General features: G+C 70.3%; 13 protein-coding genes and 1 tRNA gene. 4 read left to right on the top strand and 10 right to left on the bottom strand.

Annotation, left to right across the window (positions count from 1 at the left end):
- From STRAU_RS22990 to STRAU_RS22960, 7 genes are all read right to left on the bottom strand, one after another.
- A partial coding sequence (locus STRAU_RS22990) for a DEAD/DEAH box helicase (protein WP_037661255.1) occupies window positions 1–1,347 on the bottom strand: 1,347 nt, incomplete at its 3' end.
- 241 nt (window positions 1,348–1,588) lie between these two features.
- A complete protein-coding gene (locus tag STRAU_RS22985) occupies window positions 1,589–1,792 on the bottom strand; it encodes a cold-shock protein (protein WP_016642776.1) in 204 nt (67 codons plus the stop codon).
- Between the two features lie 342 nt (window positions 1,793–2,134).
- Window positions 2,135–2,473, bottom strand: coding sequence for a helix-turn-helix domain-containing protein (locus tag STRAU_RS22980; protein WP_016642775.1), 339 nt, complete (start codon window positions 2,471–2,473; stop codon window positions 2,135–2,137).
- 640 nt (window positions 2,474–3,113) lie between these two features.
- Window positions 3,114–4,118 (bottom strand): acyl-CoA desaturase, encoded by a 1,005-nt coding sequence (locus tag STRAU_RS22975; RefSeq protein ID WP_016642774.1) that lies wholly within the window; start codon window positions 4,116–4,118, stop codon window positions 3,114–3,116.
- A gap of 76 nt (window positions 4,119–4,194) precedes the next feature.
- Window positions 4,195–4,506 carry a hypothetical protein gene (locus STRAU_RS22970; RefSeq protein ID WP_016642773.1) on the bottom strand — a complete coding sequence of 104 codons (312 nt, stop codon included), beginning with the start codon at window positions 4,504–4,506 and terminating at the stop codon, window positions 4,195–4,197.
- On the bottom strand, window positions 4,503–4,790 hold the full coding sequence (locus STRAU_RS22965; protein WP_016642772.1) for a hypothetical protein: 288 nt from the start codon (window positions 4,788–4,790) through the stop codon (window positions 4,503–4,505). The genes STRAU_RS22970 and STRAU_RS22965 overlap by 4 nt, the downstream gene beginning before the upstream one ends.
- A gap of 6 nt (window positions 4,791–4,796) precedes the next feature.
- On the bottom strand, window positions 4,797–5,381 hold the full coding sequence (locus STRAU_RS22960) for a DUF5994 family protein (protein WP_037661253.1): 585 nt from the start codon (window positions 5,379–5,381) through the stop codon (window positions 4,797–4,799).
- Window positions 5,382–5,673: 292 nt separating this feature from the next.
- Between STRAU_RS22960 and STRAU_RS22955 the strand changes: the two genes are divergently transcribed.
- Together STRAU_RS22955 and STRAU_RS22950 are read left to right on the top strand one after the other, a co-directional pair.
- Window positions 5,674–5,871 carry a hypothetical protein gene (locus STRAU_RS22955; protein ID WP_016642770.1) on the top strand — a complete coding sequence of 66 codons (198 nt, stop codon included), beginning with the start codon at window positions 5,674–5,676 and terminating at the stop codon, window positions 5,869–5,871.
- Window positions 5,868–6,389, top strand: coding sequence for a DUF5994 family protein (locus tag STRAU_RS22950; RefSeq protein ID WP_016642769.1), 522 nt, complete (start codon window positions 5,868–5,870; stop codon window positions 6,387–6,389). The genes STRAU_RS22955 and STRAU_RS22950 overlap by 4 nt, the downstream gene beginning before the upstream one ends.
- Before the next feature lie 16 nt (window positions 6,390–6,405).
- Here STRAU_RS22950 and STRAU_RS22945 read toward each other — a convergent pair.
- Together STRAU_RS22945 and STRAU_RS22940 are read right to left on the bottom strand one after the other, a co-directional pair.
- Window positions 6,406–6,479: transfer RNA gene (locus tag STRAU_RS22945), tRNA-Pro, on the bottom strand.
- 121 nt (window positions 6,480–6,600) lie between these two features.
- Entirely contained in the window at window positions 6,601–7,536 is a 936-nt protein-coding gene (locus STRAU_RS22940; RefSeq protein ID WP_016642768.1) for a metallophosphoesterase, read from the bottom strand.
- A 109-nt stretch (window positions 7,537–7,645) separates the two neighbouring features.
- Here STRAU_RS22940 and STRAU_RS22935 point away from each other — a divergent pair, with 109 nt between their 5' ends.
- Window positions 7,646–8,113 (top strand): GatB/YqeY domain-containing protein, encoded by a 468-nt coding sequence (locus tag STRAU_RS22935; RefSeq protein WP_016642767.1) that lies wholly within the window; start codon window positions 7,646–7,648, stop codon window positions 8,111–8,113.
- Window positions 8,114–8,269: 156 nt separating this feature from the next.
- Here STRAU_RS22935 and STRAU_RS22930 read toward each other — a convergent pair whose 3' ends face one another.
- Window positions 8,270–10,450, bottom strand: a complete 2,181-nt coding sequence (locus STRAU_RS22930) for a transglycosylase domain-containing protein (protein WP_037661269.1) — start codon at window positions 10,448–10,450, stop codon at window positions 8,270–8,272.
- Window positions 10,451–10,867: 417 nt separating this feature from the next.
- Between STRAU_RS22930 and STRAU_RS22925 the strand changes: the two genes are divergently transcribed.
- The gene (locus STRAU_RS22925; protein ID WP_016642765.1) at window positions 10,868–11,212 is read left to right on the top strand and encodes a WhiB family transcriptional regulator; all 345 of its coding nucleotides are present in this window, start codon (window positions 10,868–10,870) and stop codon (window positions 11,210–11,212) included.
- Window position 11,213 lies beyond the last annotated feature (1 nt).

Below are 11,213 nucleotides of genomic sequence, written 5' to 3'. Positions count from 1 at the left end.
TGAGTCCGTGCCGCGCCCGCGCCGCTCAGCCACCGGCGCGGTGATCGTCACGGGGACGCCGGAGGGGGCCTGGGCGCCGGTGATCTGGCTGAGCGTCTCTTCGCCGGAGCGGACCTGGGTGGTCTGGGGCACGATGCCGGCGGCCGTCATGAGGCGGGTCATGTCGCGGCGCTGGTGGGGGGTGACGAGCGTGACGACGCTGCCGGACTCACCGGCCCGCGCGGTACGGCCGCCGCGGTGGAGGTAGTCCTTGTGGTCGGTCGGCGGGTCGACGTTCACGACGAGGTCGAGGTTGTCGACGTGGATGCCGCGGGCCGCGACGTTCGTCGCGACGAGCACGGTGACGTGGCCGGTCTTGAACTGGGTCAGGGTCCGGGTGCGCTGCGGCTGGGACTTCCCGCCGTGCAGGGCGGCGGCCCGCACTCCGCTGTTCAGCAGGTCCCGCGTCAGCCGGTCGACGGCGTGCTTGGTGTCCAGGAACATGATCACCCGGCCTTCGCGGGCCGCGATCTCCGTCGTCGTCCGGTGTTTGTCGGCGCCGTGCACGTGCAGGACGTGGTGTTCCATCGTGGTGACCGCGCCCGCGGACGGGTCGACGGAGTGGACGACCGGATCGGTGAGGTAGCGGCGGACCAGCAGGTCGACGTTGCGGTCGAGGGTGGCGGAGAAGAGCATCCGCTGGCCCTCGGGGCGGACCTGGTCCAGGAGCCGGGTGACCTGGGGCATGAAGCCCATGTCGGCCATCTGGTCGGCCTCGTCCAGGACGGTGATCGCGACCTGGTTCAGCCGGCAGTCACCGCGGTCGATGAGGTCCTTGAGGCGCCCGGGTGTCGCGACGACCACCTCGGCGCCACCGCGCAGTGCGTTGGCCTGCCTGCCGATCGGCATGCCGCCGACGACGGTGGCCAGGCGCAGCCGCACCGAGCGGGCGTAAGGGGTGAGTGCGTCGGTCACCTGCTGGGCGAGCTCCCGCGTAGGCACCAGGACCAGGGCCAGCGGCTGGCGGGGCTCGGCGCGCTGTCCGGCGGTTCGGGCCAGCAGCGCCAGGCCGAAGGCGAGGGTCTTGCCGGAGCCGGTGCGCCCGCGGCCCAGGGCGTCGCGGCCCGCGAGGGTGTTGGGCAGGGTCGCGCCCTGGATCGGGAACGGGACGCTCACGCCTTGCGCGGTGAGCGCGGCCCGCAGCTGCTCGGGCATGTCGAGGTCGGCGAACGCCTCGACCGCGGGCAGCGCGGGGGTGATCGTCTCCGGCAGGGCGAACTCGCCCTGGGCCGTTGCGGGCCGCCGGCCCGGGCCGCCGGTGCGGCGGCGGGGGACGGAGGAGCGGCCGTTCTTACGTGTGGGGTTCATTGGGAACCTTCCTTGATACGGCGATACGGCGCGTACCAAGGAATTCCCGCAGCGAAATCGCAGCGCGGAGGCTCACAAGAACGGGCCGAATGGAATGCGAAAGTGAAAGTGAATCCGGGCGTCCCTGGTGAAGGGGCCGCGGGTCGTGTTGTCCCGCAGGTGGCATCACTGCGGGAAATAACCGCAGCTGGGGCCCGCACCCCAAGGGATGCGGGCCCCAGCTACAACGTGCGCGTCAGTCTCAGGCGGGAACGATGTTCTCGGCCGTCGGGCCCTTCTGGCCCTGCGCGATGTCGAAGGTGACTGTCTGGCCTTCGAGCAGCTCACGGAAGCCCTGGGCGGCGATGTTCGAGAAGTGGGCGAACACATCGGGGCCGCCGCCATCCTGCTCGATGAAGCCGAAACCCTTGGCCGCGTTGAACCACTTCACGGTGCCTGACGCCATGTCTTGTCTCCTTTGGGGCAGTACGCCGGGACCCGCGATGCGCGGATGCCGGGTCGCCGCGATGATTGCCCCGTCCGGAAAATTACCGGCAACACGAAAACGCCTCCAGTGGCCGAAAGTGTCGGCGAAGGCGCTTGAAGTTTTTGGGAACCACAACTGCAACTGGGGCAGACAGTAGCATGCGGTAAGGATCCGCGTACGGTAAATAATTCCACTCTGCCGGCTGCGGCAAAAACACTGCCTGCCCGGCGCGTTAAACCCTCACTTCGCGGCCGTAGATATTGGTCCACGCGGAACGCGGCGTTTCGGGCCGGGCGGTCGCCCCGCGCGGCGCGCACCGGCTCAGTCCGCGGGCGGTGAATTCACGGATTCGGCGGCGCGGCGGTATTCGGCGTTGATGCGCTGGGCTTCTTCGAGCTGGTCTTCGAGGATGATGATGCGGCAGGCGGCCTCGATGGGGGTGCCCTGGTCGACGAGCTCCCGCGCGCGGGCGGCGATGCGCAGCTGGTAGCGGGAGTAGCGGCGGTGGCCGCCCGCGGAGCGGAGCGGGGTGATCAGCTTGGCTTCGCCGATGGCGCGGAGGAAGCTCTGGGTGGTGCCGAGTATTTCGGCGGCCCGGCCCATGGTGTACGCGGGGTAGTCGTCGTCATCGAGACGGCCGAACGAGTCGTCTGCTGTCATTGCACCTCTCTGTGGAACGCGTGGAGGGGCCCTGGTGCCGTACGGCACCAGGGCCCCCCCTGGTGCCGTACGGCACCAGGGCCCCGAAGGAACTGCTACACCATCTGCCGACCCTAGTACTGCGTCGGCTTCCTGTTTCCGCGTGCCCGACCTTGATGCTGTCGGGGCCGCGGGGATCGCGGTTGCTTGACCGGAGACCACCTCACTATCGATGTCCTGCGGTACCCGGGCTCAGATCTCTGCCCGGGCGATCCTGATGGCGCTCGGCTCCTCCGTCCTTCCCTCTTGATCAACACTTACCGATTCGTACTGCGAACTGCGGATACTGCACTTGCTGGTACTTCCACTGCGGTCCTGCTCGTGGCGGCCCCTGATGACTGCGGGCCACCCGGTCCGGTCGTCAGCCCCGTCGCCGTTCTGCAACAACGCTGGCTTCGGGACTCCACCACCGCACCGTCCTGCGTACTGCGTGTACCGCTGCCCGGCAGTTCGTCTCTGCCGGGCCCTGCTTGATCTCTGCTACTCGGCTACGAGAGAAACCATAACCACACAACCACCCAATGTCTACTCCGGCCAATACAGATTTTCGTTCGCAGGTCAGAGAGGTAGTCGAACCTCGACGGCAGAGGTGGCGTACGGCTCACGTACGCCGGGCCGCGACGCGGTCCTGCGTCGGCCAGCGCACGTCGTGCACCCAGCCGAGGCGTTCGAGGACGCGGATGACGGCGGCGGAGGGGTCGATCTGGCCCCGGTCGACGCCGTGGCGGGCGCTGGTGGGGTCGGCGTGGTGGAGGTTGTGCCAGCTCTCCCCGAAGGAGAGCAGGGCCAGGGGCCACAGGTTGGTGGCCCGGTCATGGCGCCGGGTGCGGAAGGGGCGCCGGCCGATCATGTGGCACAGGGAGTTGACGCTCCAGGTCACGTGGTGGAGCAGCGCGATGCGGACAAGGCCCGCCCACAGCAGGGCGGTGGTGGCGTGGACCCAGGTGCCGCCGATCGCCCAGCCGAGCGCGAAGGGGAGCGCCAGGGTGAGTACGCACAGGGCCGGGAAGGCCCGCGAGACGGCGCGGATGTCGCGGTCGGCGAGCAGGTCGGGGGCGTAGCGCTCGGCGGGGGTGGGGTCGTTCCGGAACAGCCAGCCGACGTGCGAGTGGGCGAGGCCGCGCAGTTGGCCGCGCAGGTGGGTGCCGTAGCGGTAGGGGGAGTGCGGGTCGCCGGGCCGGTCGGTGAAGGCGTGATGGCGGCGGTGCGTGGCGACCCAGCCGATGACGTCACCCTGGAAGCTCATCGAGCCGGCCACCGCGAGGGCGATCCGCACGGGCCGGGCGGCCCGGTACCCGCCGTGGGTGAGGCCGCGGTGGAAGCCGACCGTGACCCCGAACCCCGTGACCACGTACAGGACGAGGGCGAGCAGGGCGTCGGCGGGCCGGATGAGGGTGCCCCACAGCAGCCAGGCGGCCAGGCCGAGCGCGAGGAACGGCAGGACGACGATCACCGCCGTCACCGTCACGTACAGCCGCTCGCCGCCGCGGCGCCTCGGTGCCGGGGAGTCGTCGTCGGGGAAGGGGGCCGTCCCGTCGTACGTCTGGGATGTGGTGGCGTCGTACGGCGTGGCGGAGTCTTGGGAAAGGGTGGAACTGGAGGACATACAGGGCTCCTTGACCTCGGTCCGGAAGGGCGGCCGGGGTCTGGGGCCGGGGATTCGGTGGGCGGCGGCCCGGCGGTCAGGCCGTTTCGCCGGCGTGGGTGCGCCGTGCCTGTGAGCGGCTGTCGGCGAGCCAGGATCTGGTGACCCGGTCCTGGGCTTGGGCGGGCAGGGTGTCCACGGTCAGGTGGAGGCGGGTGCCGCCGCCTTCGCTGCCCGTGGGGTAGCTGCGGGGTTCGTCGCAGACGAAGAACCGGCTGAGGAGCTGTGCGACCTGCCGGGCCGCGTCGGGGTCGGCGGCGAGGATGCGGACCTCGGCGTGCCCGTCGGTCGGCAGGACCGGGCGGCTCGGCCCGGTCGGGCCGGGCCGGGCCGCCGTGGGCCCGGTCATGTCGTTCGGTCCTTCGCGGCTCTGTTGGTCCGGCGCCGTGGGCGGAAGCGTCCGCGACCACCGTCCCGGTGGTCGCGGCGGACACGGACGCCGGGGGCGGCGGGTGGTGCGGTGCCGCCGGGTTGCGGCCGCGTGCTGCCGGGGGCGCCGTCGCGAGCGGGAAGGCGGCGGCTGTAGTGGTGCAGTGCGATCCGTTCGGCGTGCTGGGCGTTGAGGCGGTGGATCACGAATGCTCCCAGGGCGATCATCGCGATGAGGACGGCGACGGTGATGCCGGTGTCCATGGCCCCTCACCTCCCGCCGCCGGTCGCGCCGACGGGAGCGGCCACGGCGCCGCCCTCCGCCTCCCACGCCTCTGCCTGCGTGCGGCCCGGCGGGTCCGCCTCGGCCGGGGCCGCGGGGTGGCGGTCCAACTCGTCGGCGATGAGAGCGCTGCCCGTACGGAGCGTACGAGGATCGCAGGCGGTGGCCATGAGGCGCCCGGCGGCTGCCGCGTCGGTCTCCGGGGGGATGATCAGCAGGTCCCAGCGCCCGACGCGGTAGGAGAGCACCAGGAGTTGGTGCGGGTCCTGCTCCTTTCCGTACCAACCCACCTTGACCACATGGCCGTTGACGGGGACCTTGCGCGGTACGACTGGCCAGTGCGTCGGGTTGACCGTGACGCGCGTGACGCGGCCGCACAGCGGGTCCAACAGGTCCGTCAGGCCGGGCAGTTCACGGGTGAGGTCCCGGGAACGTGGCCACCAGGCGCCGTCGAGCAGGCCGGGGCGTGAGCCCGGCGGCTTGATGGACAGCCGCGCCGGCGGATAGTCGGAAGCCTCGGTGATCGGTGTGGTCGGTGTGGTCGGCGAGGGCCGTGCGGTGAGCACCGTCATGGTGTCGACCTGTCCCCGGGCCTGTCGTGCCGTGCCCGGTGCTGTCGAACCGAGAGAGATACCGGCATGGAAGCCGGTCAAGGAATGCTCTCGGTACTCCCGAGGGTACTCCTGCGTCAGCCCCGACCACGACTGCCCGCCCGCCGCCTTCCGGGCGGGCCGCACCTGCCTGGACGGGCAGCGGCCGGAGGTAACCTGGAAGTGCCGTGGGCCCTGCGTGCGCGGGTCCCGATGCCCGTGCCGCTCTCGGCGAGTCACCGGACCGGGCCGTGCCCGGGGCGAGGTCACCCCCATGACCACGAACACGCTTTTCCTGAACCTGAAGAGGACACCCGCCAACGACCGCGCGTCGCACGCGGGTTGGCAGACGGCCGAGCAGGACCAGCAGGTCGAGCATGACCAGCAGGCCGAACAAGACCACCAGGTCGAACAGACCAGGCAGGCCGAACGGCGACCGCTGCCGCGTCCCGGAGCGAGCGGTGCGTCATGACCGCCGACGCCACGCCTCCGGTGATGCTCCTGGCGGACACCCAGGCCCACCAGGTGGTCCCCGGGGCGGCCGTGCTGAGGATGCAGACGACTCCCCGCCGCGACGGAACCTTCGACGGTGCGTGGTGGCCGCGATCCCGGGACCTCGAAACCCAGTTGCCCGGCTTGTTGCGCGCGCTGACCGACCGTCTCGGCCCCATCGCCCGCATCGGCCTGGACGCGAGCGCCTGGGACGTGCACACGCGCCACATGCTTCTCGACGGTCACATGGTCCGCATCGACTGGTCCGCCGTCGACGACAGCACGATGCTCATCACCCGCGGGCGGCAGGACATCTTCTCCTTCCTGATGCTCCCGCCGCAGACCGACGCCGCTGCCGCGCGCGCCGCCATGGCCATGGCCGTACGGGACGGCAACAGCGCATCGGCCGCGGAAATCCTGGCGGCCACCGGGATCACCCCCCAAGAGACCCCAGAAACGAGCCAGGGACCCGACCCGCAAAGCGGATCAGGCCCCTGACCTGGTGTTTCAGCTGTCGGGGTGGCGGGATTTGAACCCACGACCTCTTCGTCCCGAACGAAGCGCGCTGCCAAGCTGCGCCACACCCCGATGTCGTTTTCCGACGGCCTGCTGCGCAGGTCGCGGCGACATCGATTACTTTAGCGGACCGGCGGCCGGAGACGAAATCCGGTTTCGCGGGGTGGGCGGCCGGGCCCGGAGGGGCCCGGGCTCACGCGTGCGGGGTGCGTTCCGTGAGGGTGAGGAGGGTGGCCTCCGGGGGACACGCGAAGCGGAACGGGGTGTAGCGGTTGGCGCCGCAGCCCGCGGAGACGTGGAGGTAGGAGGTGTGGCCCCCGGACGTGTGCGTCGACAGGCCCTTCACGCGGTCGGCGTCCAGGTCGCAGTTGGTGACCAGGGCGCCGTAGAAGGGGACGCAGACCTGGCCGCCGTGGGTGTGGCCCGCGAGGATCAGGGGGTAGCCGTCGGCCGTGAAGGCGTCGAGGGCGCGCAGGTACGGCGCGTGCACGACGCCCATGGAGAAGTCCGCGCCGGCCACCGGCCCGCCCGCCACCCGCGCGTACCGGTCCCGCTTGATGTGCGGGTCGTCCACGCCGGTCAGCGCGATCTCGTAGCCGTCGATCTTCAGGGTGCCACGGGTGTTCGTGAGGTTGAGCCAGCCCGCCGCGTCGAAGCCGTCCCGCAGCTCCTCCCACGAGATGTGGATCGCGCCCACCACGGGCTTGTTGCCGTTCAGGCCGTGCCGGCCCTGCGCCTTCTCGACCAGGTAGCGGGCGGGGTTGCGCGGCTTCGGGCCGTAGTAGTCGTTGGAGCCGAAGACGTACGCACCCGGGAACTGCATCAGCGGGCCCAGCGCGTCCAGGACCTCGGGGATGCCCTCGGGGTCCGAGAGGTTGTCGCCCGTGTTGATCACGAAGTCGGGGCGCAGGCCCGCCAGCGAACGCAGCCAGCGCTGCTTCTTGCGCTGCCCGGACACCATGTGGATGTCGGAGACCTGGAGCACGCGCAGGGGTCGCATCCCTGGGGGGAGGACGGGGACCGTCACCCGCCGGAGGCGGAAGAAGCGGGCCTCGATGCCCACCGAGTAGGCGATACCGGCCGCGGCCGCCGCCGTGATTCCCAGAGGTACTGCGTATCGCGCGCGCATACGACCATCGTGTCAGACGCCACACGCCAATTCGTCGGTGAGTCCGATGATCCGACGGCGGGGGCGAAAACGGCGGGCCCCGTCCCGGCCCCCCTGCCACAATTGCCGCATGACCACGCTGAAGGCCAAGCTCAAGGAAGACCTCACCGCGGCGATCCGGGAGCGCGATGAGCTGCGCTCCTCGACGCTCCGGCTGACGCTCACCGCCATCTCCAAGGAGGAGGTCTCGGGCACGACCGCCCGCGAGCTCTCCGACGACGAGGTGCAGAAGCTGATCACCCGGGAGGCGAAGAAGCGCCGCGAGGCCGCGGAGGCGTTCGCGCAGGGCGGCCGCGCCGCGCAGGCCGAGCGCGAGAAGGCGGAGGGCGAGGTGCTCGCCGAGTACCTGCCCCAGCAGCTCTCGGACGACGAGCTCGAGCAGATCGTCGCGGCGGCCGTCGCCGAGGCGAAGGGCGCGGGCGCGGAGGGGCCGCGCGCCATGGGCCAGGTCATGAAGATCGTGAACCCGAAGGTGGCCGGCCGGGCCGAGGGCGGCCGCGTCGCCGCCACGGTCAAGAAGCTGCTCGCCGGCGGCTGAGCACCCGCACCCCGCACCCCCGCACCCCGCAGGTTCGGTTCAGCTCGGTTCGGTTTTTCTGCCTGCGTACGTCTCTTTGTACGCGTACGCCGATGGGGCGCCCCCAAGTCCTCCTTGGGGGCGCCCCATCGGCGTATTCAACAAGGGCCGACGGCCTCAGTCCCGACCGCCGCCGTCGCGGTCGCCCGGCTTGCCGTCGTCACCGCCATCGTCCCCGCCGTTGTCCCCGCCGTCGTCTCCGTCGTCGTCACCGTCCCCGTGGTCCCCGTCGCGGTTCTTGCCGCCGGGGATGTGGACGGTGTTGAAGTCGGGATCCGGCTTGCCGGAGAGGGCGCCGCTCATCGCGTCGCGCCAGATCGGGCCGGGCACCTCGCCGCCGAAGACCTTGTCGTAGGGGCGGCCGCCGATGGTGATGCCGACCATGCGGCGCTCGTGGGCCGGGTCGCCGACCCAGACCGCGCCGGACATGTTCGGGGTGTAGCCCGCGAACCAGGCGGCGTACCGGCCGTCCGTCGTACCCGTCTTGCCCGCGCTGTCGCGGGAGCCGAGGCCGGCCTGCCTGCCCGTGCCGTCCTCGACCACGCCCTTCAGGAGGGTGTTGATCGTGTCGGCGGTCTTCTCCGACATGGCGCGCGTGCACGTCGACTTCGGCACCGGCAGGGACTTCCCGCCGAGCGTGCGGATCGACTCGATGGCGATCGGCGTGCAGTGCGTGCCGCGCGAGGCGAAGGTGGCGTACGCGCTGGCCATCGTCAGCGGCGACACCTCCTGGGTGCCGAGCGCGATCGACGGCGCCTGGTCGATCGGCTTGCCGTTGGCGCGCTCGACGCCCATCTTGGCGGCCATCTTCGTCACCGGGCAGATGCCGATGTCGCCGATCATCTCCACGAAGTAGGTGTTGACCGACTTCGCGGTCGCCTCCTTCATGCGGTAGGGCCCGACCTCGGACTCGTTCTCGTTGGTGAGCTTCTGGTTGCCGTAGTTCCGCCAGGTCTTGCCGTCACAGGCGGCGACCCGGTCGGGGTACGGCATCTCGTACGGCGAGTCGTACCGCTTGCCCGGCGACATGCCGCGCTCCAGGGCCGCCGCGGCCACGATCGGCTTGAACGTCGAACCGGGCTGGTAGCCCGCGCCGCCGCCCATGGCGTCGTCCACGGAGAGGTTCATCTCCGTCTCGTTCTTGCCGTAGCCGAACGGGCGGGACTGGCCCATGCCGAGGATCTTGCCGGTGCCGGGCTCGACGATGGTGGCGGCGGTCGCCACGTCGTCGGTCTGGTAGACGTGATCCTTTATCGAGTCCTGCACGGAGCCCTGGGTCTGCGGGTCGAGCGTCGTCCTGATGCGCAGGCCGCCGCGGTTCCACAGCTTGGCGCGGGCCTCCTTGGTCTTGCCGAAGACCGGGTCGTTCAGGAAGACCTTCTCGACGTACTTGCAGAAGAACCCGGCGCCCTTCACGGCGGTGATGCAGCCGTTCTTGGGGCGGCTGACGTTCAGTCCGAGCGGGGTCCTCTTGGCCTCGTCGGCCTCGCGCTGCGAGATGTCGTGCGTCTCGGCCATGCGCTGCAGTACGACATTGCGCCGCTGCTTGGCCTCCGACTCGTCGTTCACCGGGTCGTACCGGCTCGGGGACTGCACGATGCCGGCGAGGAGGGCGGCCTCCTGGAGCTTGAGGTCGTCGGCGTGCTTGGAGAAGTAGCGCTGGGATGCCGCCTCGACGCCGTACGCCTGCTGACCGAAGTAGGTGATGTTCAGGTAGTTCTTGAGGATCCGCTTCTTGCCGAGCTCCTCCTCGACCTGGATCGCGTACTTCAGCTCGCGGATCTTGCGGCCCAGGGTCTGCTGCGTGGCCTGCGCGACCTTGTCCGGGTCGTCGCCGGCCTCCTCCACGAAGACGTTCTTCACGTACTGCTGCGTGAGCGTGGAGGCGCCCTGCGAGACGCCGCCGCTCTGCGCGTTCTGGTTGACCGCCCGCAGGATGCCCTTGAGGTCCACCGCGCCGTGCTCGTAGAACCGGGAGTCCTCGATCGCGACGATGGCCTTCTGCATGTACGGCGAGATGCGGTGCAGCGGGACCACCGTGCGGTCGCGCGAGTACACCGTGGCGATGGCGCCGCCCGCCGAGTCCATGATCGTGGTGCGCTGGCTCAGCGGCGGCCGCTTCAAGTTGGCCGGGATCTCGTCGAAACTGTCCACCGAGCCCTTGGCCGCGAGCCCGATCACACCCGCCGCGGGCAGCGCGATCCCGGCGAGCACCGCGCCCGCGAGCACGCTCACGCCCAGGAACTTGGCGGCCTGCTGCACGGGGGAGAGACCGCCGCCCGATCGCTTGTTTGCCATGGGGGCAGCCTACGTTCTGATTCGCCGGACACGCGTATATGCCTTGGCCTAAGCTGCTCTCGACTGTCACAGTCGTGCGGTCCCGCAACAAGCCCCGTGCCGTTCCCGAATCCGGCCCCCGTTCCGGCGGACCTCTGAAATCCCGGATGGGATCCCTGTCCGAATCCGCCACATGCGTCTTGTCGCGTCCGCTGTGACCCAACTGAACTGCCCACATTTGCCGGGTTGGTCACGCATGTCGCCAGCTCACTCCGTCGGGTGATCTGCCGCTTACGCATAGTCCGTTCGGGCCATTCAAGATTGGGCCCGAAGGGGGTGTTGCGCTGTGCCCACCTTCCGTAACGTCCTCAACTGGCGGCGGTGAATATGCCGCTGCCGCCGTGGGGGAGCCTCGATTCGGGAGAGGACGGCGCCGGTATGGGCTGGGTAACCGACTGGAGTGCGCAGGCCGCCTGCCGCACTACCGATCCGGACGAACTGTTCGTACAAGGAGCAGCGCAGAACAGGGCCAAGGCGGTGTGCACCGGCTGCCCGGTGCGCACGGAGTGCCTCGCCGACGCGCTGGACAATCGCGTCGAGTTCGGCGTGTGGGGTGGCATGACGGAGCGTGAGCGGCGCGCGTTGCTGCGCAGGCGCCCCACCGTCACCTCGTGGCGCAGGCTGCTCGAAACCGCACGCTCCGAGTACGAGCGTGGCACGGGCCTGCTGCCCGTGGACTTGGAGGACGAGGAAACCTACGAGAGCTACGCGGCCGTGGGGTGAT

The organism is Streptomyces aurantiacus JA 4570 (genome assembly GCF_000414115.1).
GTDB classification, from domain to species: Bacteria; Actinomycetota; Actinomycetes; order Streptomycetales; family Streptomycetaceae; genus Streptomyces; species Streptomyces aurantiacus_A.
The sequence above is the reverse complement of the archived record's forward strand: the minus strand, read 5'-3'. Positions and strand labels throughout refer to the sequence as shown.